This window comes from Calidifontibacter terrae (assembly GCF_054778835.1).
The window spans coordinates 236737-259428 of record NZ_BAAGZF010000005.1 but is presented as its reverse complement, the minus strand read 5'-3'; the positions used below and the strand labels follow the sequence as shown (position 1 = coordinate 259428).

Annotated in this window: 20 protein-coding genes; 15 read left to right on the top strand and 5 right to left on the bottom strand. The window is 64.4% G+C overall.

Going from position 1 to position 22692, the window contains the following annotated elements; translation table 11 throughout:
* Window positions 1-141 precede the first annotated feature (141 nt).
* The 5 genes from ACYU98_RS08165 to ACYU98_RS08145 all read left to right on the top strand — a co-directional run bounded on the left by ACYU98_RS08165 (window position 142) and on the right by ACYU98_RS08145 (window position 4143).
* A complete protein-coding gene (locus ACYU98_RS08165) occupies window positions 142-522 on the top strand; it encodes a colicin E3/pyocin S6 family cytotoxin (protein WP_460467712.1) in 381 nt (126 codons plus the stop codon).
* Entirely contained in the window at window positions 516-818 is a 303-nt protein-coding gene (locus ACYU98_RS08160; protein WP_460467711.1) for a DUF6980 family protein, read from the top strand. The genes ACYU98_RS08165 and ACYU98_RS08160 overlap by 7 nt, the downstream gene beginning before the upstream one ends.
* A gap of 1056 nt (window positions 819-1874) precedes the next feature.
* Window positions 1875-2603: a VOC family protein gene (locus ACYU98_RS08155; protein ID WP_460467710.1), complete on the top strand. Its 729-nt coding sequence runs from the start codon at window positions 1875-1877 to the stop codon at window positions 2601-2603.
* 90 nt (window positions 2604-2693) lie between these two features.
* Entirely contained in the window at window positions 2694-3236 is a 543-nt protein-coding gene (locus ACYU98_RS08150; protein WP_460467709.1) for an NADPH-dependent FMN reductase, read from the top strand.
* Window positions 3237-3303: 67 nt separating this feature from the next.
* Window positions 3304-4143, top strand: a complete 840-nt coding sequence (locus tag ACYU98_RS08145; RefSeq protein ID WP_460467708.1) for a CoA transferase — start codon at window positions 3304-3306, stop codon at window positions 4141-4143.
* Here the strand turns inward: ACYU98_RS08145 and ACYU98_RS08140 are convergent, their stop codons facing one another.
* Entirely contained in the window at window positions 4144-5175 is a 1032-nt protein-coding gene (locus ACYU98_RS08140) for a DUF695 domain-containing protein (RefSeq protein ID WP_460467707.1), read from the bottom strand.
* A 76-nt stretch (window positions 5176-5251) separates the two neighbouring features.
* On the opposite strand from ACYU98_RS08140, the gene ACYU98_RS08135 reads away from it, so the two are divergent.
* The 7 genes from ACYU98_RS08135 to ACYU98_RS08105 all read left to right on the top strand — a co-directional run bounded on the left by ACYU98_RS08135 (window position 5252) and on the right by ACYU98_RS08105 (window position 11919).
* Window positions 5252-5839, top strand: coding sequence for an ANTAR domain-containing response regulator (locus ACYU98_RS08135; protein WP_460467706.1), 588 nt, complete (start codon window positions 5252-5254; stop codon window positions 5837-5839).
* Window positions 5840-6023: 184 nt separating this feature from the next.
* Window positions 6024-7154, top strand: a complete 1131-nt coding sequence (locus ACYU98_RS08130) for a branched-chain amino acid ABC transporter substrate-binding protein (protein WP_460467705.1) — start codon at window positions 6024-6026, stop codon at window positions 7152-7154.
* Window positions 7155-7233: 79 nt separating this feature from the next.
* Window positions 7234-8241, top strand: coding sequence for a branched-chain amino acid ABC transporter permease (locus ACYU98_RS08125; RefSeq protein WP_460467704.1), 1008 nt, complete (start codon window positions 7234-7236; stop codon window positions 8239-8241).
* A gap of 88 nt (window positions 8242-8329) precedes the next feature.
* Entirely contained in the window at window positions 8330-9508 is a 1179-nt protein-coding gene (locus ACYU98_RS08120; protein ID WP_460467703.1) for a branched-chain amino acid ABC transporter permease, read from the top strand.
* Between the two features lie 50 nt (window positions 9509-9558).
* Window positions 9559-10431, top strand: coding sequence for an ABC transporter ATP-binding protein (locus ACYU98_RS08115; RefSeq protein WP_460467716.1), 873 nt, complete (start codon window positions 9559-9561; stop codon window positions 10429-10431).
* Entirely contained in the window at window positions 10418-11134 is a 717-nt protein-coding gene (locus tag ACYU98_RS08110; protein ID WP_460467702.1) for an ABC transporter ATP-binding protein, read from the top strand. The genes ACYU98_RS08115 and ACYU98_RS08110 overlap by 14 nt, the downstream gene beginning before the upstream one ends.
* A 98-nt stretch (window positions 11135-11232) precedes the next feature.
* Window positions 11233-11919 carry a GNAT family N-acetyltransferase gene (locus ACYU98_RS08105; RefSeq protein WP_460467701.1) on the top strand — a complete coding sequence of 229 codons (687 nt, stop codon included), beginning with the start codon at window positions 11233-11235 and terminating at the stop codon, window positions 11917-11919.
* On the opposite strand, the gene ACYU98_RS08100 is transcribed toward ACYU98_RS08105, so the two are convergent.
* Window positions 11920-12387, bottom strand: coding sequence for a PaaI family thioesterase (locus tag ACYU98_RS08100; protein WP_460467700.1), 468 nt, complete (start codon window positions 12385-12387; stop codon window positions 11920-11922). It lies immediately after the preceding gene.
* 19 nt (window positions 12388-12406) lie between these two features.
* On the opposite strand from ACYU98_RS08100, the gene polA reads away from it, so the two are divergent.
* Window positions 12407-15082: a DNA polymerase I gene (gene polA, locus ACYU98_RS08095; protein ID WP_460467699.1), complete on the top strand. Its 2676-nt coding sequence runs from the start codon at window positions 12407-12409 to the stop codon at window positions 15080-15082.
* 19 nt (window positions 15083-15101) lie between these two features.
* Here the strand turns inward: polA and ACYU98_RS08090 are convergent, their stop codons facing one another.
* Both ACYU98_RS08090 and ACYU98_RS08085 read right to left on the bottom strand, forming a co-directional pair.
* Complete coding sequence (locus tag ACYU98_RS08090) at window positions 15102-16049, bottom strand: sugar phosphate nucleotidyltransferase (protein ID WP_460467698.1); 948 nt, start codon at window positions 16047-16049, stop codon at window positions 15102-15104.
* Between the two features lie 7 nt (window positions 16050-16056).
* A complete protein-coding gene (locus ACYU98_RS08085) occupies window positions 16057-18024 on the bottom strand; it encodes an acyltransferase family protein (protein ID WP_460467697.1) in 1968 nt (655 codons plus the stop codon).
* A 114-nt stretch (window positions 18025-18138) separates the two neighbouring features.
* Between ACYU98_RS08085 and ACYU98_RS08080 the strand changes: the two genes are divergently transcribed.
* Together ACYU98_RS08080 and ACYU98_RS08075 are read left to right on the top strand one after the other, a co-directional pair.
* Complete coding sequence (locus ACYU98_RS08080) at window positions 18139-18693, top strand: hypothetical protein (RefSeq protein ID WP_460467696.1); 555 nt, start codon at window positions 18139-18141, stop codon at window positions 18691-18693.
* Window positions 18690-20669: an acyltransferase family protein gene (locus ACYU98_RS08075; RefSeq protein WP_460467695.1), complete on the top strand. Its 1980-nt coding sequence runs from the start codon at window positions 18690-18692 to the stop codon at window positions 20667-20669. Before ACYU98_RS08080 ends, ACYU98_RS08075 begins: the two co-directional genes overlap by 4 nt.
* Here ACYU98_RS08075 and ACYU98_RS08070 read toward each other — a convergent pair.
* Complete coding sequence (locus tag ACYU98_RS08070; protein WP_460467694.1) at window positions 20641-22662, bottom strand: acyltransferase family protein; 2022 nt, start codon at window positions 22660-22662, stop codon at window positions 20641-20643. The genes ACYU98_RS08075 and ACYU98_RS08070 overlap by 29 nt on opposite strands.
* Window positions 22663-22692 lie beyond the last annotated feature (30 nt).

The following is a 22692-nucleotide window of genomic DNA, read 5'->3' as shown; positions in this document are numbered from 1 at the left end:
ATCAACGCCTGGCGCCCCATCCTCAACGTCCTCACCCTGACCTACGGCGACCGCCTTCAGGTCCTCTAAGCCGATGCCCACTTACACAAAGTTCCGGACACTCCCGAAATAGACGCCACTGGTAAGTCCTGCGTCGCCTTCATGGGGGGTCGAAGCGACCTATTTCAAGCAATGTGTGTCGGGGGTCCGACCAGTCCCCCGAAAGTAGGTGGCGGTAGAAGCGGAGGTAAGGGCGGCGGCGGTGGAGGAGGTCGCGGAGGCGGTGGCTCCAGTTGCGGTTGTGGTGGGCGCCTGCCCGTATTGGCACCGGCGCAGTCGCGAATCTGGAAGTCCTTCAAGCCGTATCGTGGTCAGACGAGAACGAATGGAAAAACTGGCAACAGCGCGCGGTACTTTCAATGGGACTACACCCACGGGAATATTGAGGTTTACAACAAATCGAGGGTCCACATTGGAGTCATGAGTCCCACGACCGGAAAAATGATTGGACCACCCGTAAAAGGACGTAAAGGGAAATGGTAGAAGCGTATCTAAAGAGGGTCCTCTGCGATCAAATGTACTTCTCGGTAACTGAAGTGGAGTACCCGTTCGAATACTACGATTCGATTCGAGAGTTTGGAATCACAATTTTCGACGGTGGCTCTTCCCATATGATGATCGAGTACTGCCCGTATTGCGGCGAACGACTCCCCGAGTCGCTCGAAGGGGAGTGGGTTCGAGCGTTGGCGCAACTCGGGTACGACGACCCCTTCGATAGCGAAGAGAGCATTCCTGCGCAATATCAGTCAGGTAAATGGTGGCGAGATCTGGGCCTCTGATGTTGGGTCTTATGAACGGACCGATTGTGAGTCGGAGGCCGGAAGGCGCAGCGGCATGGCGCCGGGACGGCGATACTTGCAGATCGCTCCAACTCGGTCGTTTGAGCGCAGAAGGATCCTTGCGTCGCCTCTGCCGCCCGTAGGAGGAGTTGTGCTGAGGCGACTCTGATTCCGTCAGAGCGTAGGTTGATGACAGAGCGTAGGTTTTACATCATTCCTTTCGATCGTCCGATTCCTGCTCGACAACGGTTGTTGGAGACTGGGAGAAGCATCGATAGGGGCTCGGAATTGATTGAAGAAGTTCCGGGCAAGGGTCATCTGACACCCGCTATCCCGGTGTTCTCATCAATGAGGAATGCGACGGCTTCATCTTCGGGTAACCACTGGCGGATCGCCCAGGTGCTACGACTCGCCGCGCTCCGATGTATGGAAGGCCGTTGCTGACCGCTGGGCGTGGAAGAAAGCACGCCCTCGACCAGTTTTCTTCAGCTGGGCAGTCGGATAGCCGAACTGTTGAAGGATCATCCGAGCTGTGCTGGCTGGCACACCCGCTTGTCGGGAAATTTCAGGTACTGATAATCCCGATTCGTACAGCCCGCACACCTTCTTCGCCTGCGCAGATTGTCGGCCATGCTGTATCGGTTGATGTCCGACTTCGGCGAGGATCATCCTGATCGAGTAGTCAGAGACTTTGTGCCGGGTAGCGAGTACGGCCAAGGTGTCCCCGGCGAGCCTGCCCGCGACGATTGCCTTCCGGTCGTCCTCGCTCAGCCGTTCGTAGAGCCGACGTGACTCGACCGCTGGACGTGGCTCTGAAGGCGCTTGGGGGATGCGGTCCAACGTCTCAAAAGTTGAGGTTAGGTGACCCTGCTTCGAGTACCGTCTTGCACAGTGCACTCCCCGCAACTTTGCGGTTCGTACGCAGTCAAGACCCTCGGCGCAAGCGCCGGGGGTCTTCGTGCGTGCGACCAAGCGCGAAGGCTCACCCGCACAGGGAACTGACGCGCGGCGGCTAAATCGATGGAGCGGAACCGGCGCGGTTCGTACCCTCGAACCATGAGCGTTCGCTTCGCCGCCGCAGCCATCACTGTCGCCGACCCGAGTCCGGTCGCCGTTTTCTGGGCCGAGCTGCTGGGCCGTACGACCGTCACTGACGGCCGTGGTCACTTCCTGCCCGGCGGCCCCGGCCAGCTTCCGTTGCGATTTATCGCAGGTGGCGGACCTGGTGTCGACGCGGACCGGTGGCATCTGCATGTCAGCGGCGATGACCCAAGCGATCAGGAACGTTTGGTCGCCGCGGCGGTCCGCCTTGGCGCCACGCATCTCGATGTGGGGCAGTTGCCTGAAGAGGGTCATATCGTGCTCGCCGACCCGAGCGGGGGAGCGCTGTGTGTGTTGGAGCCCGGCAACTCCTTCGTCGCTGGCTGCGGACCGTTCAGTGAACTGGCCTGCGACGGAACACGGGACGTCGGGCTGTTCTGGTCGCAGGCTCTGGGGTGGGAGCTCGTCTGGGATCAGGACGAAGAAACCGCGATTCAATCTCCGCTCGGTGGAACGAAGATCGCCTGGGGCGGGCCGCCCGTCGCCCCACGGACGACGGCGAACCGGCAGCGCTTCGAACTCGAAGTGGACCACGACGAGGTGGAAAGCGAGGTCAACCGACTGCGTGGGTTGGGTGCCGAGCCGCTCGGAGCCCACCCGGGCGGGATCTTCGAGTTCCAGGATCCCGACGGCAACGAGTTCAATCTCCTCGTACGCCCCGCTTTGTCCGCCACTTCGCTTTGATCACCGCACCGAACTGGCGGACAACCACAGCGTGACGAGGCTCACGGCCACGTTGGGAAGTCACGCGACGGTGACTTGGTTGACGAGTCCATGAAGAAGCTCGGAATCATCGTCGGCAGCACTCGCCCGACCCGCATCGCTCCGCACGTCGCCGATTGGGTGAGCTCGCTCGCCAGCCAGGAGTGGGAGATCGAGGTGCTTGACCTCGCGCAGGAGAACCTGCCGTTCCTGGACGAGCCGCAGCCCCCGATGCAGGGCAACTATGTCGGTGAGCACACCGTTGCGTGGGGCGAGAAGATCGCCGGCGTCGACGCCATAGTCATCCCGACTCCTGAATACAACGCGAGCTTCCCGGCCACGATCAAGAACGCGATCGACACCCTCTACGCCGAGTGGAACGCCAAGCCGGTCACTCTGGTCGGATACGGCTGGGGCGGCGCGACCAACGCCACCGAGGGGCTCTCGAAGGTCCTGGACCACGTCAAGGCGAACGTCGTCGCTCAGGTCAACCTGGTCTTCAACACGGACCTGACCCCGGCCGGCGAGGTCACCGCGACCGAGGCCACGACCGACGCCCTGGCCCTCGCACTGACCGAGATGGCCGCCGTTCAGAGCGCCGACGTCGCAGTCTGATTCACCACGAACGCACCGACCGCCGGCGGACCCATTGGTCCGCCGGCGGTCGCGTACCCTCGCGGACATGGAGTCCGACACGCGTTTGAACGGCGTACGGGTCGTCAGCCTTGCTATCAATCTCCCTGGGCCGGCCGCAGCGGCTCGGCTGGTTGCCTTGGGTGCCACGGTGGTGAAAATCGAACCGCCACAGGGAGATCCGCTGGCTTTCGGGGCGCCCGACTATTACCGCGAGCTCGCGGCGGGCCAGGAGATCGTCACCGCGGATTTGAAGACAGCCGTTGGTCAAGAACTGGTCTGGCAACGCCTTGCCGACGCCGACCTGTTGCTGACCTCCAGTCGCCCATCGGCGCTGCGTGGCCTCGGGTTCGACTGGGCAACGGTACATGCGCGCGCATCCCGGATCTCACAGGTTGCGATCGTTGGTTATCCGGGGGAGAAGGCCGAGACTGCCGGCCACGACCTGACCTACCAAGCGGCGAATGGATCGGTCGTGCCGCCGGCCTTGCCGCGGGTCCTCGTCGCCGATCTTGCAGGCGCCGAGCGAGCAGCCGGTGAGGCCATAGCGGCGTTGTGGCAAGCGTTGCATGCCGGGTCTGGCTGTTACGCGGAGGTCGCGCTCAGTGATGTCGCGTTCGATCTCGCCGCGCCGGTGCGCCACGCGATGACCACCCCTGACGGAATGCTGGGCGGAGCCTCGCCGCGATATGGCCTTTACGAAACCTCTGATGGCTACGTTGCCCTGGCTGCCCTCGAGGAACACTTCTGGCGTCGTTTCTCCGAGGCCGCGGCTGTCACGGAAGATGCAACACAGATCTCGGAGTTCTTCCGCAGCCGTACGACCGCCGCGTGGGTCGGGTGGGCTCTCGAGCGCGACATCCCCCTCGCCGCGGTGGAGTCTGGCTGATCAGCCGCGCAGGTGGGCGACCTCGCTCCAGCCCGGGTCGTGTTCAGTCTCGACTCGTACAGATCCTGGCCAACTGCGGGCCGCCGCCGACAGTTGCGCCGCGCCGGTGCGAGTGGAGTCCACATAGAAGTAGTAGATGCGTCGTCGGCCGGTTGTCATGACTGCCAGTAGGCGCCCATGACCCTCCAACCGCTCGATCAAATGGTCGCGATAGGTCGACAGCGCATCCTCGGCAGTTTCGGTCGGCAACCCGTCGTCACCGGCGTCATAACTCACGATGATCTGCACGCACTCGTCCAGTCCGGGGTCGCTCGCTGCCGACAGTGGAACGCGGGCGAGCGCGACCACCGGACCCGTTGGCCCATCGCCGCGCAGTTCCATCCAGCGGTCGCCATCGACGAACTCAGCTGCCAGGTCTCGTACGACGGCGCGTAGGCCCGCGAGGCCGAAGGAGTCGATCGGTTCGACCTCGCTGGGGCTCAATTCGCCGATCCAGGTCTCGGTCGCGTTCTCACCCAAGGCCGCATCGAGCACCAGGAAGCAGTAGGTGGCGCGCCCTTGCGGGGTGAGGTGCTGCATTAGTGGATGGAAGACCTGAACGTCGACCCGGGTCGCGCCCCGCCGCACGCCGACTCGTACCTCGTTCAGGGGGAGACTCACGTCGTCGACGCTGAAGGTCGCCGTGTCGAGGTCGGCGGCTGGCTGACGGGAGTCGGCGTACGACCAAAACACGTCCGGTTCCGGGGCGGCAGCCGCCCAGCGACGCGCGACGGCGCGCAACTCCGGGTCGCCCTCGGCGGTCACCACCAGCAGATGCATCGACTCGCTGCCGCGAGCGAACTCCCACGCCAGGCCCGAAGCGATAGCGCTGACCCGCGAGGACATCTCCGACACCACCCGAGCCGGATCGCCTTCCGCCACAGCGCTGCTGGCAGCGGCCATCCCGGTGTCGGTCCACCACGACCAGAAGTCGGCGATCGACAGTTTCTGATCCGGTTTGTCGGCCGGACTCCTTCGCCCGAACAGTCCCACGGTGAGCTCCTCTCGTGTGGCCTATTCCACGTTATCTGCGCCCGCCGAGTGGCTGGGCACTGACTAGCCTGGAGCGGTGAATTCGCAACCGCTCCGCATCCTGGTCGCCGAGGACGAGGCGATCATCCGCATGGACCTCGTGGAGATGCTCCGGGAGGCTGGCCATGACGTGGTCGCGGAGGCCGGCAATGGCCAGGAAGCGATCGACCTCGCCACCGAACACCGGCCCGACTTGGTGTTCTTGGACGTCAAGATGCCGGTGCTGGACGGGGTGAGTGCGGCCCAGGAGATCGGCGCGGCCGGCATCGCTCCGGTGGTCATGGTGACGGCGTTCAGCGACAAGGAACTGGTCGATCGGGCCAGCGACGCGGGTGTGCTCGCCTACGTCCTGAAGCCATTCACCGCCGAGGATCTGCGTCCGGCGATCTCCATCGCGGTGAGCCGGTGGGCCGAACGTAAGGCGCTCGAGAACGAGGTCGCTGACCTCTCCGAACGCCTCGAGACACGCAAGCTCGTCGACCGCGCGAAGGGCGTGTTGATGCGCACCCTTGAGATCGACGAAGACAGCGCCTTCCGTTGGATTCAGAAGACGGCCATGGATCGCCGACTCGGCATGCGTGAGGTGGCCGCGGCTGTCGTAGCGGGAATGGACACTGCTGGCTGACCCACATCGTTCGACCGGTGGACGGGAGCGCGGGTAACAAAGTGATGTCGAACACGCCAAACGCGGCCGTCACACTCGGCGTCGCCCCCTAATCTCAGACCACCTTTGCCGGACGGTTTGCTTCGGACAAGGCCCTGTGTGTCATCGGGCGTCGATGACCAGCGATTTCGGAGGACGCTTTTCCATGGCTCGAATTTCGAAGGTTGCGGCACTTGCGGTCGCGTCCGCACTGACCATCCCCCTCGCGGCGTGCGGTTCCAGCAGTGACAACTCCAGCAGTGGTGGCAGCGGAAGCTGCAACAAGGTGTTGGCCTACGCCGGTGCGATGAGCGGCCCCAACGCCCAGCTCGGCATCAACGAGTACAACGGTGGCCAGCTCGCCATCAACCAGTACAACGAGAAGCACGCCGACTGCAAGGTGCAGTTCAAGAAGTTCGACACCGAGGGTGACCCGAACAAGGCCCCCGGCGTTGTGACGCAGTTGGTCAATGACCAGAACATCATCGGTGTTCTCGGCCTCCCGTTCTCCGGTGAGTCGAAGGCAACGGGCAAGATCTTCGAGCAGGCCGGTCTGGTTCACGTGACGGCCTCGGCCACCAACCCGAGCCTGTCGACCAACGGTTGGACGACCTTCTTCCGTGGCTTGGGCAACGACAACGTCCAGGGTCCCGCCGTCAAGGCGATCGCTGACAAGGAGGGCTTCAAGAAGGTCTTCGTCGTCCAGGACGACTCGGACTACGGCGTCGGCCTGGCCGGAACCGCCACCAAGGCGCTCGGCAGCACCATTGGCGGCAGTGACAAGGTCACCACCGGTCAGAAGGATTTCTCCGCCACGGTTCAGAAGGTCATCGACTCCAAGGCCGACGCGGTGTTCTACTCCGGCTACTACGCCGAAGGTGCACCGTTCGACTCCCAGCTCGTGGCCAAGGGCTACAAGGGCGCCTTCATCGGCCCGGACGGCGTGAAGGACCCCGAGTTCATCAAGCAGGCTGGTAACGCGTCGACCAACGCTTACTTCACCTGCCCCTGCATCCCCGGCGACACGCTGAAGGACTTCGCGACTGCGTACAAGTCGTTGACGAAGACCGCGCCGGGAACCTACTCGGTCGAGGCCTATGACTCCATGAACGTCCTGCTCGACGGTGTCAGCAAGGGCGACACCACCCGTCCGAAGTTGCTCGCTTACGTCAAGGGCGCCGACTTCAAGGGCCTCGCGAAGCAGTACAAGTGGAACGACAAGGGCGAGCTCACCGACGCCGCCGTCTACGGCTACAAGGTCGAGAACGGCCAGATCGTTTCCATCGGAAAGCTGTAACCAACACTGATTGTGATTGGCGCCTAGGTGGTCCCTGTCGAACGGCAGGGGCCACCTAGGCCTTCATGAGTGAGGTCCGTTGATTCACACACTTGCCCTGACAGCCGCCGACAACTCGGCCTGGATCGGTTTTCACCTCGGTGATCTTCTCCACAACATCCTTCCCCTGACCCTTGACGGCTTGACGTACGGCGCCATTTACGCCCTCGTCGCCCTCGGATACACCCTCGTATACGGCGTTCTGAACCTGATCAACTTCGCGCACTCGGAGGTGTTCATCTCCGGCGGCTACGCCGCTGTGTTCACCCTGGTTGCCTTCGGGTTCGGACCCAGCGCGCCGACGATGAACATCTTGTTCATCATTCTTTGTTTGATCGTCGCGATGGTTGTCGCGGCGTTGACCTCGGGCGTCATTGCGCTCGGTGTAGAGCGGTTGGCCTATAAGCCACTGCGCGCGCGAAACGCGCCGCGACTGGTGTTCCTGATCACCGCGATCGGCATGTCCTTCGTCATCCAGTACACGATCTTCTGGTGGCGTGGAGCAGTGGCCGAGCCGCGCGTGACCATGTTCAACGACAAGGCGCTGTTCACCGTCGGGAACCTCACCGTCTATCCCAGCCAGCTGATCATCATCGTGGCTGCGGTCCTCATGATGGTTGCCGTGGATGCGCTGATCCGGCGCACCCGGATGGGTCGTGGAATCCGCGCCGTGGCGCAGGACCCGGACACCGCCACCTTGATGGGCGTAGACCGCGAACGCGTGATCATGACGACGTTCGTGATCGGTGGTTGCCTCGCTGGTGTGGCCGCGTTCTTCTACATCATGAAGGTCCCCTCTGGCGCCGTCTACAACGGTGGCTTCATCCTCGGCATCAAGGCGTTCACCGCCGCGGTGCTTGGCGGAATCGGCAATATCCGTGGTGCCCTTCTGGGTGGTCTTCTCCTGGGCGTCATCGGTAACTACGGTTCGTACCTGCTCGGAAACTCCCAGTGGATCGACATTGTGTGTTTCGTCGTGCTGATCATGGTCCTCATGGTCCGACCGGACGGAATTCTGGGATCCAATTTGGGGAAGGTGAGAGCGTGAGCCGCATCCTTGCCCTGCAGTGTTGTCCAGACGTGACAACACTCGACCGCTGTCATCACGATCGCTCTGATTGTTTGCGAGGAACCCGATGAGCACTCCCATTCAGGACGCCGCCGCCTCCCAGGAGATCGCCGACGAACAGGCCGAAGAGGGCCGCCGCAAGGGCCGGTTTGCTGGCATCAGCCGTAAATGGAATGCGCTCGCTCGGTGGCAGCAGTGGCTCATCCTGGGAATCCTGGTGGTGCTGCTTTACGCACTGCCGGTGATCAACCCGCCGCTGCTCACCACCGAACCCGGCTTCAACTTCCCGTTGGCGTTGTGTGACATGGCGCGGTTTGCCCTCGTTGCGCTCGGTCTCAACGTGGTGGTGGGTCAGGCAGGCCTGCTCGACTTGGGATACGTCGGATTCTTCGCCGTCGGGTCGTACGTCGCCGCACTCTGGACCAGCACCGACTCCTCCATGGTGCACATTCCCTATCTGGCGACGCTGCCGCTGGCGATGATGGTCACCGCGCTCTTCGGGGTGATCCTGGGTATTCCAACGCTGCGATTGCGGGGTGACTACCTCGCGATCGTGACCTTGGGATTCGGCGAGATCATTCGTTTGCTGGCGGACATTGTTCCGGCATTAAATGGAAACTCTGGATTCCAGAACATTGGTGCCCCGCCCGGAAAAGACGCCAATGGGCTGGCGTTGTTCACGAACTTCAACGGCAAGCCGTGGTACTGGCTCTTCCTCACCGTCATCATTCTCATCATGCTGCTGTTGGGAAACATTGAGCGGTCCAGAGTTGGTCGCGCATGGATCGCCATTCGTGAAGACGAAGATGCCGCCGAAGTCATGGGCGTTCCGACCTTCAAGTTCAAGCTGTGGGCCTTCTGCATCGGAGCCGCCATCGGTGGGCTCTCGGGTGCGATGTTCGCTGGCCAGGTCGGCTTCGTGAACAACCAGAAGTTCGACGTGGCCACCTCGATGCTGTTCATTGCGGCGGTCGTCATGGGTGGTGCCGGCAACAAGTTCGGCGCAGTACTAGGTGGCGCCCTCGTGGCATACGTCCCGTACCGATTCAGTTCGCTGGCGGCGGAGAAGTATCTCGTCTTCGGTGTCGTGCTGGTGATGCTGATGATCTTCCGGCCACAAGGACTGTTCGGCGCTCGAAACCACCTGCTCGCCTATGGCCGCAAGGTCAAGCGAGTCGCGGCGCGGTTGCGCAACCCCGCGCAGGACAGCCCCGAGCGCCCGGAGACGAAAGGAGCTACGTCGTGAGTGACGATGCACGCCCCGACCTGACCAAGAAGGATGCGACCGACGCCCCCATGGTGGAGGAGCAGCCAGACGCCCCGCCGCCGCTGGAGTCCGAAGCGGCCCAGATCGTCGAACTCGACCGGGACATTGCGGTCGCAGTCGGTGACAAGTTGGTCGAAATCGACAACCTGACCGTCAAGTTCGGTGGCCTCACCGCGCTCGACGGGGTCACCTTCCACATCAACCGAGGCGAGATCCTCGGGCTGATTGGGCCGAATGGTGCTGGGAAGACGACCTGCTTCAATGCGATGACCGGGGTCTACAAGCCCACCGATGGATCGGTGACTCTTGAAGGTCAGTCGTTGCTCGGCCTGAAGAAGAACGCGATCACCCGCGCGGGCTTTGCTCGGACCTTCCAGAACATTCGGTTGTTCGGGGAGATGACCGCGTTGGAGAACGTGGTTGTCGGGCTGGACGCCCGCCACCGTACGAGCGTCTTCGGCGCCCTCGTACGATCGCCGCGCCATATCCGCGAGGAGAAGTCGGCGATCGACCACGGCATGGCGTTGCTGGAATTTGTCGGCATCGCCGACAAGGCGGGGGAGTTGTCCCGCAACCTCCCGTACGGATACCAGCGTCGCCTCGAGATCGCGCGAGCGCTGGCCACCGAACCGAAGCTCTTGTGCCTGGACGAACCGGCCGCCGGCTTCAACCCGGCGGAGAAGGAGGAGCTCATGGGGCTCATCCGGACCATCCGGGACGAGGGTTACACGGTGCTGCTGATCGAGCACGACATGAAGCTGGTCATGGGCGTCTGTGACCGCATCGTGGTGCTCGAGTTCGGCAAGAAGATCGCCGATGACATGCCGAAGGCCATTCAGGCCAATCCGGCCGTCATCGCGGCCTACCTGGGAGTGGAGGACGACGAAGATGGCGTTGCTTGAGCTGAAGGACCTGAAAGTTCACTACGGGCGGATCCAGGCACTACACGGCATCTCGATCTCGGTCGAAGAAGGCGAAATCGTGTCGCTGATCGGTGCCAACGGCGCCGGGAAGACCACGACGATGCGGGCCATCGCGGGGCTGCTGAACTCCTCCGGCGGGTCCATCAACTTCAACGGCAAAGACATCACGAAGGTCCCGGGGCATTCCCGCGTCGGCCTTGGCATGTCGTTGACCCCCGAGGGCCGTGGCATCTTCCCGGCGATGACCGTGCTCGAGAATCTCGACATGGGCGCCTTCGCCCGCAAGAAGAACACGGCCGAGTACGACGAAGACATGGAGCGCGTCTTCGACCTGTTCCCGCGCTTGAAGGAGCGCGAGAAGCAGGCCGGCGGCACCATGTCCGGTGGTGAGCAACAGATGCTGGCCATCGGACGTGCCTTGATGGCGCGACCCAAGTTGCTGCTGCTGGACGAGCCCTCGATGGGTCTCGCGCCGCAATACATCAAGCAGATCTTCACGATCGTGCAAGAGGTCAACAAGCAGGGCACCACTGTGCTGCTGGTGGAGCAGAACGCCAACCAGGCGCTGCGTCGTAGCCACCGCGCGTACATCCTGGAGACCGGCACCATCACGCGTGAGGGAACGGGCGCCGAACTGGCGGCCGACCCGGCCGTGAAGGCGGCCTACCTCGGCGCCGACTGATCGCTCAGCCGGCCCAACCCACCGCAAACCCTGCACTGAGAGCTGCAGACCCTGCACGTACACCTGCAGGGTCCGCAGCTGAGTGCAGGGTTTGCGGCGTGGTGGGGCCTTGCTCCACAGATTTTCGGTGGACCGGTGTCACGGGCGGGAGGATCGGCGTAGGGTCCCACTCGGAAGGTGACAATTCAACGATCTGGAAGAGGCGTGTCGTGGCGCGTTCAGCGGTGCGGGTGGTTCGGGTCGGGGGGACTGAAGTAGGAGCGTTTGAAGCGCTCTGGATCAAAGCGCGGGCCGAAGGTGGCCAGTCGGCCGATTTTCTGGCCCGGCAAGTGCGTGACGGGCGCGTTCGGGAGGCGCTCGACGACCCGGATGTACGCATCCACCTCGCCTACGTCGGCGAGGAAGCTGTCGGCTATCTGGTGGTGAGCCGAACGTCGATGTCGCGGCTCACCGACGAGCGGTCCGTCTGGATCGAGCAGGTCTACGTCTGCTCGGACTTCCGCCGGCGCGGTGTCGCCAAAGCGCTGCTGTCCGTGGTGCCGATGTTCGCCGAGACGACGGGATCGTCGCTGATCAGCGCCACCATTCCAAGCACCCATCGCGAGGTGAACCGCTGGTTCGCCCGGCTGGGATTCGTCAACTCGATCACCATGCGAACCACCACGCCCGGACTCCTGCGTCGACACCTGGGCCCCAAAGACCCGGCCGACCGACCGGCGGCATCCGTCGTACGGCTGCGGCGTTCGATCCGTGGCCGGGCCCGGGAAGCCGAACAGGTCAGCTGACTAGCTGGCCTTGGTCGGGGCGTCACGCAGCATGCAGGTGATCCTGCTGGTGCAGACGCGCTTGCCCTCGTCGTCAGTGATGACAACCTCGTACGCCGCAACCGAGCGTCCCAGCGACACCGCGGTCGCGGTGCCGGTGACATAACCCGAGCGCACCCCGCGATGGTGGGTTGCGTTGATGTCCAAGCCGACCGCGGCGCGGTCCGGGCCGGCGTGGGTGGCGGCCCCGATAGAGCCGATGGTCTCGGCGAGCACCACGCTGGCGCCGCCATGCAACAGACCGTACGGCTGGGTGTTTCCCTCAACCGGCATCCGGGCGACGACCCGCTGCGCGCTGATCTCGACGAACTCGATGCCCATGCGCTCGACCAGCGTGCCCTTGCTGAAAGCGTTCGCCGCTGCGATCACCTCCGGGTCGGTCGGGCTGCTGGCGGTGGGCGGCTGGCTCTGGAAAGCGTTGTCGGTCATGGGGCATAGGCTGCCACGTGTGAAGCGACTGTTGCTCCTAGACGGACATTCCCTGGCCTATCGAGCCTTCTTCGCCCTTCCGGCGGAGAACTTCTCGACCTCAACCGGCCAACACACCAACGCCGTCTACGGCTTCACCTCGATGTTGATCAACCTGCTGCGAGACGAGCAGCCGACCCACGTCGGCGTGGCCTTCGATGTCTCCCGACAGACCTTCCGCACCACCGAATACGCCGAATACAAAGCCGGCCGTGCGAAGACCCCCGACGAGTTCCAGGGCCAGGTCTCGCTGCTGCGCGAGGTGCTTGATGCGCTGCGCATCACCTACATCGAGGTCGACGGGTTCGAGGCCGACGACGTGCTCGCAACCCTGACGACCAACGCCGCCGCGGCTGGATTCGATGAGGTGCTGATCTGTTCGGGAGATCGCGACGCTCTGCAGCTGGTGACCGACAACGTCACCGTGCTCTACCCCGTCAAGGGAGTCTCGGAACTTGCGCGGATGACTCCGCAAGCGGTCGATACCAAATATGGCGTCCGACCCGAGCGCTACAGCGACCTCGCCGCGCTGGTCGGCGAAGCCTCCGACAATCTCCCGGGGGTCCCTGGCGTCGGACCGAAAACCGCAGCGAAGTGGATTGGCCTTTATGGCGACTTGACAGGTGTCGTGGCTCACGCCGACCAGATCAAGGGTAAGGCGGGGGAGTCCTTCCGCGCCCACCTCGACGGAGTGCTGCGCAACCGCCGGTTGAACCAGTTGGTGCGCGACCTCGACCTCCCGGTCACTGTTGATGGTCTCGAGCGCCAGGTGTGGGACCGCCAGGAGGTTCACACCGTGTTCGACGGCCTGGAGTTCAAGGTGCTGCGCGACCGGCTGTTCCAGACCCTCGAAGCGCCCCAGGAGGAGGCGCAGGAAGGTCTGGCGGTCGACGGCGAGGTCCTGGAGTCAGCCGAGGTGGCGGGCTGGATCGAGAGCCATCTCGGCAGCGGCGCCCGCGCGGGTGTTGAGGTCATTGGTCGATGGGCCCGTGGAGCGGGCGAAGCTGACGCCCTTGCGGTGGCCGTGGGCGAGGGCCACGCGGCCGCCTACATCGACCTTGGGACGCTCGACCCGGCGGGGGAGAAGGCGCTGCGTGGCTGGCTCGCCGACCCAGCGCGCCCCAAGGCCTTGCACGACGCAAAAAGTCAAGCTCACGCTTTGGCCGCGAGTGGATTGCCGATCGAGGGCATCACCCACGACACCGCCCTCGCGGCCTACTTGGTGCGGCCCGACCAGCGGTCCTACGACCTCGCCGATCTGGTTCTGCGCTACCTCAAGCGAGAGCTGCGGGCCGACGAGAAGATGCCTGACCAGGGCACCCTCGATTTCGGTGGAACCGACACCGCGGGCGACGACGCGATGGTGCGGGCTGCCGCGGTCGCTGAACTGGCCGACGAACTCGACCGGCAGGTCCACGCCACCGGAGGAACCGAGCTGCTGGCGACGATGGAGCTGCCGCTGACCGGGGTTCTTGGGGCAATGGAAAACGTCGGCATCGCGGTCGATTCCGAGGCCATGCAGCAGCTGGAGTCCGACTACGCCGACGGCGTACGAGAGGCTCAGCAGGACGCCTACGAAGCGATCGGTGGCGAGCAGATCAACCTCGGTTCGCCCAAGCAGCTGCAGGTGGTGCTCTTCGACACCCTCGGGATGCCGAAGACGAAGAAAACCAAGACCGGCTACACCACCGACGCCGACGCGCTAACGGATCTCTACGCGAAGACCGAGCACCCTTTCCTGGAGGCGTTGCTGCGTCACCGTGACTGGTCGCGCTTGCGGGTCACCGTCGAGGGGCTGATGAAGTCCGTCGCCGACGACGGTCGGATCCACACGACCTACATGCAGACCATCGCGGCCACGGGCCGGCTCTCCAGCGTTGACCCGAACCTGCAGAACATCCCGATCCGCACCGAAGCCGGGCGCCGCATCCGGGAGGTCTTCGTCGTGGGTGACGGCTACGAGTCGCTGATGTCGGCCGACTACAGCCAGATCGAAATGCGGATCATGGCCCACTTGTCTGGTGACGAGGGACTGATCGCGGCGTTCCGCACCGGCGAGGACCTCCACCGATTCGTCGGCGCACGGGTCTTCGGAGTCCAACCCGAAGACGTCACCCTCGAGATGAGGTCGAAGGTTAAGGCGATGTCCTACGGCCTCGCCTACGGTTTGTCGGCCTTCGGTCTGTCCAAGCAACTGTCGGTGTCGACTGCTGAGGCCAAGGAGCTGATGGACGAATACTTCAATCGCTTCGGTGGCGTCCGCGACTACCTGCGCACCATCGTCGACGACGCTCGGATGGTCGGCTACACCGAGACAATGCTCGGTCGGCGTCGCTACCTGCCCGACCTGACCTCCGACAACCGCCAGCGTCGCGAAATGGCGGAGCGGATGGCCCTCAACGCCCCGATCCAGGGCTCGGCAGCCGACGTCATGAAGAAGGCGATGCTGAGCGTACAAGCAGGGTTGTTGGAATCCGGCGCGAAGTCACGCATCCTGCTCCAGGTCCACGACGAACTCGTGCTGGAGATCGCTGCCGGCGAGCGCGACGACGTCGAGGCATTGGTACGAGATCGGATGGGCTCGGCCGTGCCGATGGACGTTCCGCTCGACGTGAGCGTGGGCGTCGGGCCGTCCTGGCACGCCGCGGCTCACTAGCCGGGCTCGAGCAGACCGCTCAGCGCAGCAGTTCACCGGTGCCGATCGCAATGCCCGGAGTCGGCTGGCGTTCCACCCGGGCGTTCTCACCGACCACGACCCAGGTCAGGTCGACGCCGTCGGCGATCACCGCGCCCTGGGCGACGATCGAGTCGCTGATCCGGCAGCCTGCACCGACCACCGCTCCCGGCATCACCACCGACCGCAAGACGGTCGATCCGGCGCCGATGCGGGCGTCCTGAGCAACCCAATGGTCGGCGGGGGAGACGGCGTCCAGGTTGGCTTGCAGCAGCGCGGCGGGGTTGCCGACGTCGAGCCCGTACGCGTTGTCCCGCACCGCCACGACCCGATGACCCTGCGCGATCAACTGGGGGAACACCTCGCGTTCCAGACTGATCACGGTGCTGAGCGGGAGGTCTTGCACCAGCGCAGCCCGCAAGACGTACGTGCCAGCGTTGACGACACCGGCCACCAGGTCGCTCGGCTTCTCCTCGAAGCCGGCGATCCGAGGACCGTCGAGACGCAGTAGGCCAAAGGGTCGGGCGTCGTCGACGTCCCGGGCGTGCAGAGCGAGCTCGGCCTCGTCGTCCAGGACAACCTGGATTTGGGTGAGTAGGTCGTGTCGGCTCAGCTGATCGCCGTTGACGACGGTGACCACGGTGTCCGGCGCGATGCCCGACACCGCGAGGCGAAGTGCTCCGCCGGTTCCCAGGGGTCGGCGCTCCTGGACAAAACGCACGCGGACCCCGTAGCGCGACCCGTTGCCGACCAGGGCGCGCAGCATCTCCGCGCGGTAGGCAGTCGCGACAACGATGTCGTCAATTCCGTTCTCCCGTAGCCGGATCAACTGATGTCCGAGCAACGGGACACCGTCGATCAGCAGAGCCGGCTTGGGGCGCAGGTCGGTGAGTGGGTGCATCCTGGTGCCGAGACCGCCGGCCAGCACCACCGCGGCCTGTGGCGTCACGCGCGGATCATTGGTCGGCGACCTTCTGCAGTTGCGGCGCCAGCCAGGACCAGATGATCGCGCCGGACTGGGCGGTGTAGTGCAGGCCGTCCTTGTAGAGCGGGGTGCCATTGATCGAGGAGTGGAAGCCGCCGGTGCACAGCAGCGAATCGAGGTCGAAAACGGCGCTTCCGCTGCTCTTCCCCCAGGCCGTGATCACCTTGTTGAGGCTGGCCACCCGGGAGTCGTCGTTGACCTCTTGGAACTCCGTGTTCCCGTCCGCGAAGGGCGTCCGGTGACACGCCAAGCTGGTCACGGCGAACTTGGTCGCGCCGGCACCAAGGGCGGCCCGCCGAAGATCATCGAGGGTGGAGCGTACGAACTCGGTGAAGCCCGCTGACCCGAACTGCAGGGTCTTGCCATTGACTCGGATGTCGTGGGTGAGTGTCTGGGGCACCATGAACACGGCGACGGTCGGCCGCGCTGACTGGATCGGGGCGGTCCACTTGCTGCGCCATGCAGCGCAATCGGCCGACGGCAGGAGTTCGTTGCCGGAGACCACTCGGTTGCCGACGTAGGGGTCGCACCCGTAGTTCACCGACGTCGTCAGCGTCAGGTTGGGCTGGGCGCTCTGCTGGAACGCCGCCGCGAGACTTGCCGGAATTGAGTTCCCGACGAGTGTCACCGAGAAGTCCTTGCCCGGGGTGTAGTTGCCGACCGGGACCTTCACGCTGCCGCCGTCGGCACTGCCGACTGCAGATGACGCCGGCGCGGCCGCATCGGCGTTCGAGGTGGTCACCGTGTAGAGCGCGCCGATTGCGAGCACTGGCACCGCGAGGCCGGTCACCCACACGCTCAGCGACCGGCGGCGAGGTAACAGCGCCTTCACCCCGCCCCGGCGGATCGGTGTCTCGATGTACCGATAGGCGAGGTAGGCGCATCCGGCGGAGACGGCCGCCTGCACGGCACTCAGACCCACTCCGCCGAAGCCCATCCGGTCCGCCGACAAGAAGACGATCACCGGGTAGTGCCACAGATAGAGCGAATAGCTGATCAGACCGATCCGGCGCAACGGCTCCCAGCCGAGCAGTGGTTGCAACCGGTTGTGGCTGGGGGAGGCAGCCGCCACGATCGGGAGCGTGGCGAGGAGGCAGAAGCCGAGCAGGGCGCCTTGGAAGGTGATGGCAGCGTTATCCCGAATGACGACGAAGCCGATGACCAGCAGCGGCAGAGCCGCCAGCCCGGCGTACGGCAAGGCACGCCAGATCGCGGTGCGCGGTTGCTCATCGCGTTCAAACTCGGAGCGGGAGACGAGCACGGCCGCCAGAGCGCCGATCAGCAGCTCGAAAATCCGGGTGTCGGTGCCGTAGTAAACCCGGCTGGGGTCGACCCCGGGGATGTAGAGGGCCGACATACGCCACACCGAGAGGGCCGCGATGGCCGCAAGAGCGGTGAACAGCACCACCCGGCGGCGGCGGGCACCTTGGTGCAGGGTCACGAACAGCAGCAGGGCCAACAACAGCGGGTAGAGGAAGTAGTACTGCTCCTCGATCGCCAACGACCAGGTGTGTCGCAACGGCGACGGCAAGGAGAGGGTGTTGAAGTATTGGTCGTCGGAGAGCAACAAGCGCCAGTTGGCGACGTAGAAGAGCGCGGCGAGCCCGTCGGCGGCAACAGCACCGCGGCGTGACGGGATCGTCCAGAACCGGCTAACGATCAGCACCGTGGCCAGCATTGTCACCAGCGAGGGCAGCAACCGGCGAGCACGGGAGATCCAGAATCCGCTGAGGCTGATCGATCCCCAACGGTCATGTTCGACCAGCAGCAAGGAGGTGATCAGGAAGCCGGACAACACGAAGAACAGGTCGACGCCGAGCCAGCCACCAGGCAGCCAGTTGGGTTGGAGGTGGTAGATGACCACAGCGAGCACAGCCACGCCGCGCAGCCCATCGAGGGCCGGTCGATACGGCAAGGATTTGTGCTGATGGGGGCTCACTCAGGCTACTTTCGGAAGGAGTCGTCGGCGGGCATCATAGGGCGGTCACCTCCGATGTGACTGGATTCACCGATGCCCACCGAATGCAGGTTACCGAAAGGTAGTATCCCGCCCATGGCTCCTGACAGGCATGAAACGCGCAACGTGATCACGTTGCGAACCGGCAGCAAGATTGCACTGCTGGTCGCGCTCCCGTTCCTCGGCTACGCGCTCTACAACTACATCACCCCGCTGTGGGTCCCCAGTTCCAATGGCGTGTTCGGCTGCGGGTCGGCCCACAACCCGCCGACCTCGGGTTGGGCGAAGGGTGCCTGCCAAGGTGTACCCGACGCGGCTCTCTACCGCGCAATGATCAGCGCCGGCTTGGGCGTCATCCTGGCCGCTCTCGGCGTGTTCCTGTTCGGGATCGACCGCAAGGAGCAGGTCCGACCGATCCGCGACCTGGATGGCTACGACCGTTACGACGACGAGGACGACGAGCCCCGTGGTCGCCACGGTCGCTCGGCTGACGCTGGTGCCAGCGATGAGGACGGCAACGCGTCGCGGGTCGCAGAACCCGCCGCTCGGCGCTCGTCCGGACGCCGTTCGTACGAGGAACCGGGCTCCCGCTCAGAGCGCCGCCGCTACGCCGATGAGGATGACGACGAGGACGGCAACAACCTCCGGTGAGTCGATTCGCGGGCGACCGGTTGCTGCGCCTGCTGGGCGCCGACCGGCCAGGCTCCGGCTATCGCCCTGCTCTGGACGGTTACCGGGGACTGTTCATCCTGATGGTGATGGGCTACCACTTCGGTATCCGGGCCCTCGCCGGTGGATGGGTGGGCATCAACCACTTCTTCGTCTTCTCCGGTTTCTTGATCGGGCGGATCCTGATCAAGGAGCATTACCGCACCGGCACGGTGAGCGCACGCGCCTTCTACCTACGTCGGGTGCGGCGCATCGTGCCGGCGATGGCCGCCCTGGTCGTCGTCGTTCTCGGCTGGACGGCCCTGCACCCGGATTCACCGCGTCGGGAATTCGCCGGCGACGGCTTCTCCACCCTCACCTTCTGGTTGAACTGGAGACTGATCGCCCGCAACGACCAGTACTTCGACAACTTCGATGCACCCTCGCCGCTGCGCCATGTCTGGACGCTCGCCGTCGAGGAACAGTTCTATCTGTTGGTGCCGTGGCTGATCCTGCTGCTGTTCTTGGTGACCCGGCGCCGGATGATGCGGTTCGCCATCGTGGTCATCGCGGCCCTACTGGCCACCGCCTGGTCGGCCCACCTGGTGGGGCAGCCCGACATCACTTCTAGCCGCATCTACTACGGCACCGACGTACGCATGCAGGCACTGCTGGTCGGTTTCGCTGCGGCATTTCTTTTCACCCGGCGTCGACCTGGACCGGCGCTGGCGTTGCCGGCAGGCGTCGCTGAGGCTCTCGGCTGGATCGGCACGATCATCTCGATCGGAGCCTTCTTCGTCCTGGACGACAACTTCACCGCGGCTTTCGGAAACGGGACCGTCCTGTTGTTTGCGATCGCCGCCGCCGTGATGGGTGTCTCGGCCACCGACCCGCGGCCGTTGCTGATCAACCGGATCTTCAGTTGGCCACCGCTGGTATATCTCGGCCAGATCTCTTATGGGCTCTACCTGTTCCACTGGCCGATCAGCTTGTGGATGCCACTGACCGGGTGGTCGTTGCCGCTCGCGGTGGCCGTCAAGTTCCTGCTCACCCTCGCCGTGGCGACCCTCAGCTTCCGGTTCCTGGAATATCCGGTGCTGCGCGACGGGTTCCGCGCGCTGTGGCCATGGCGAACGGGCCGTCGATACGCCGGATTCAGTGTTTTCGCCGGGTTGGTCGCGATGTCGTTGGTTCTCACCGCGGCGGTGGCCGATCCGCGGATCGCGACCTACGAGGGTCCGCCGCTGAACCCGCACGTTGTCTATGCCGCCCCAGTGAAGCCGGTGTCTGTGGCGATGATCGGGGACTCGATCCCGACGTCTCTGCAGGACGGATTCATCGCCGGTCGCTACCCCGGTTTCAAGCTGCTGCCGTACGCCCGGATCGAAGGATGCGATGCCATCCCGGTCACGCTCGAGGTCGCCGGTCACCAACAGGCCGACGGGCCAAGTTGTGCCGCCTGGCGGCAGACCTGGCCGGACCAGGTGCGTCGATCCGGTGCCGAGATCCTGCTGGCGCCTGCCGGACTGCGGTTCCTTTTCCCGTTGCGAATCGACGGGAAGGTCGAGGCGATGGGGTCACCCGCATCGCAGCGACTTCTGCGGCGAAACCTCGATGCGTTGCTGGTGCAATACCAGCGCTCGGGTGCCAAACAGTTGCAGATCGTGAACGTGCCGTGTCGGCTGCTGACCCCGCAGCAGTTGTCTGGCGCCTACCGCGCCGCCCTCGGTGAGAAGCCGAAGCCGATCGACACGACATGGTCGAACCGGCTGATCTCCGGGTGGGCCCAGCAACACACCGCCGAGGGCGTACGGGTCCTGGACCTGAACGGTCAACTCTGCGGCGACGGCTATCACGGCGCGATTAACGGCACCCAGCTCTACAAGGACGGGGCGCATTTCACCCCGGCCGGCGCGCAATTGGTCTGGACCTGGCTGGCGCCGACGGTGCTCAGGACCGCGCGGCCCAGTTCCGGCTGACCTGCCCCAGCATCCAGCTCCAGATGCTCGGGGTGATCTGCGGGCTGAAGTGCAATCCGTCGTTGAACACGGTGACGCCGTTGATCTTTGCGGTGTAACCGTGAGTGCAGATTGCGCCGTCGAGGTCGACCAGCTTGGCGCCGGGCGTTCGGGCAACCCACTTGCGGTAGATCGCGTTGATCTGGCTTGGGTCCTCGAACGCCGTGACCATCCCGGGCATCTCGCGGGCGATCTTGGCGTTCTGCGCTTGGGCGTTCTCGTCGGCTGCGTAGCCGAACTTGCGACAGGGCACCGTGACGACCTGGATCTGCTTTGCGCCGGAGGCCTGCGCCCGCTTCCAGACCTCGTCCATCTTGTTCATGACCGTCTGCTCGAACAGTGGCTGACCGAGCTGGATCAGCTGGCCGTTCGGCAGGTAGTGCGGAACTCCGAGGCGGCTGTCGCCGAAGATCAAGAAGACTGGTGCGCCGCTGGTTTTGAGCCAGGTGGGCCAATCCTTGCGCTGGGTGCCACAGAACTGCGACTGGTCCTGCGGACCAAAGACGGTCTTCATCCGCAGCTCGAGGAAGTTGCACCCCTCGTGGGCCAGGTTGACCGGCGTGACACCAGGGAACGCCTTGGCGGGGAACCGCTTCACCAGATACCAAGGCACCGAGTCGCCGTAGACCGCCACCTTGGTGGGTTGTCCGGCCAGATAACCGGGTTGCTTCGGCACCAGCGCAGCTGGCCGACCGTTGGTCTCCACCGCTCCGACCTGGTCGGGCGACGGCGCGGGCAGCAGCCCGATTGAGGTCACCAGCACAATCGCGGCGACCGGCACCGCGACGTACGGCCAGCCGCGTCGCGCCCGCCGAAGGACCCCTCGTACGCCGTGGCGCAGGATCGGTTGTTCCAGGAATCGGTCGGAGACGTAAGCGAGGCCCACCGCGAGGCCGAACTCAACGAGTCCGGTGATCAGCGCGGACCCGAACAGGCTGTCCTCGCCCATCCAGACGCGCAGCGGCCAGTGCCACAGATACATCGAGTAGGACAGTTGGCCGAACCGGCGCAGCGGTTTCCAGGACAACATGCGTGCCACGCCACCCTGCGGCGCCAGAACGATGCTGGCAATCACGCCAACCGCGGCCACCGCGCCCAGGAACTGACCACCCTTGGTGTACATCCACGGCGTGTAGGGGTCGAACGCGATCATCAGGTAGGCGCTGAGCGCGAGAGTCAGCCACCCGAGACCGGCGAAGAGTCGAGCGTCGCCGCGCACGAGCCCGGATCTGCGCGACCACCCCAGAGCGAAGCCGAGGGCGGAACCCAGCAGCAGGCTGGTGACGCGGGTGTCGGTGCCGTAATACAGCCGAGCGAACGCGCTGGGGTCGGAATAGGCGATGTGGGAGGTCCATACGGTGGCGGCGACGGCGAGGACCACCGGAATACCGGTGCGCAGTCGGCGTCCGCGCACGTAGCGCATCAGCAGAATCACGGCCAGCGGCACCAAAACGTAGAACTGTTCCTCGATCGACAGCGTCCACGCGTGGCGCAACGGCGAGGCGTGCAACTGGTTGCCGAAGTAGTCGTCGGACTGGGAGATCAGTCGCCAGTTCATGAAGAAGCCGAGTGTGGCCAGCACGTCGCCGCCGAAGCGCCGTTTGTCGGTGTCGGCCGCGAAGAAGATCGCCCAGACGGTGACTACCGACAGCATCGCCAGCAGGCCGGGCAGGATGCGGCGCGCGCGGCGCAAATAGAAGCCGGCGAAGCTGACCGTTCCTCGTTCTTCGTATTCCTCCACCAGCAGGCGGGTGATCAAGAACCCGGACAACACGAAGAAGTGGTTGATCGCGATCCAACCACCGGCCAAGAAGCTCGCCCCGAAGTGGAAGGCCATGAAACCGGCCATGAACAGGCCGCGAAGGCCATCCAGGCCGGGGCTGCGGCGGTAGTGCGTCTTCGGCATCGTTGCTTTCAAGGCTCGGCGAACAAGGACCAGTCGAATGTTACTCACCGGTCGCCTTGTTGCCGTGCGGTACGGCAC

Excerpts from the sequence above, each read along its gene's own strand:
- ACYU98_RS08130 (WP_460467705.1), top strand. The coding sequence starts at position 6,024 with ATGGCTCGAATTTCGAAGGTTGCGGCACTTGCGGTCGCGTCCGCACTG.
- ACYU98_RS08100 (WP_460467700.1), bottom strand. The coding sequence starts at position 12,387 with ATGACCGACAACGCTTTCCAGAGCCAGCCGCCCACCGCCAGCAGCCCG.
- ACYU98_RS08165 (WP_460467712.1), top strand. The coding sequence starts at position 142 with ATGGGGGGTCGAAGCGACCTATTTCAAGCAATGTGTGTCGGGGGTCCG.
- ACYU98_RS08110 (WP_460467702.1), top strand. The coding sequence starts at position 10,418 with ATGGCGTTGCTTGAGCTGAAGGACCTGAAAGTTCACTACGGGCGGATC.
- ACYU98_RS08080 (WP_460467696.1), top strand. The coding sequence starts at position 18,139 with ATGGCTCCTGACAGGCATGAAACGCGCAACGTGATCACGTTGCGAACC.
- ACYU98_RS08155 (WP_460467710.1), top strand. The coding sequence starts at position 1,875 with ATGAGCGTTCGCTTCGCCGCCGCAGCCATCACTGTCGCCGACCCGAGT.
- ACYU98_RS08120 (WP_460467703.1), top strand. The coding sequence starts at position 8,330 with ATGAGCACTCCCATTCAGGACGCCGCCGCCTCCCAGGAGATCGCCGAC.
- ACYU98_RS08115 (WP_460467716.1), top strand. The coding sequence starts at position 9,559 with ATGGTGGAGGAGCAGCCAGACGCCCCGCCGCCGCTGGAGTCCGAAGCG.
- ACYU98_RS08150 (WP_460467709.1), top strand. The coding sequence starts at position 2,694 with ATGAAGAAGCTCGGAATCATCGTCGGCAGCACTCGCCCGACCCGCATC.
- ACYU98_RS08145 (WP_460467708.1), top strand. The coding sequence starts at position 3,304 with ATGGAGTCCGACACGCGTTTGAACGGCGTACGGGTCGTCAGCCTTGCT.
- ACYU98_RS08160 (WP_460467711.1), top strand. The coding sequence starts at position 516 with ATGGTAGAAGCGTATCTAAAGAGGGTCCTCTGCGATCAAATGTACTTC.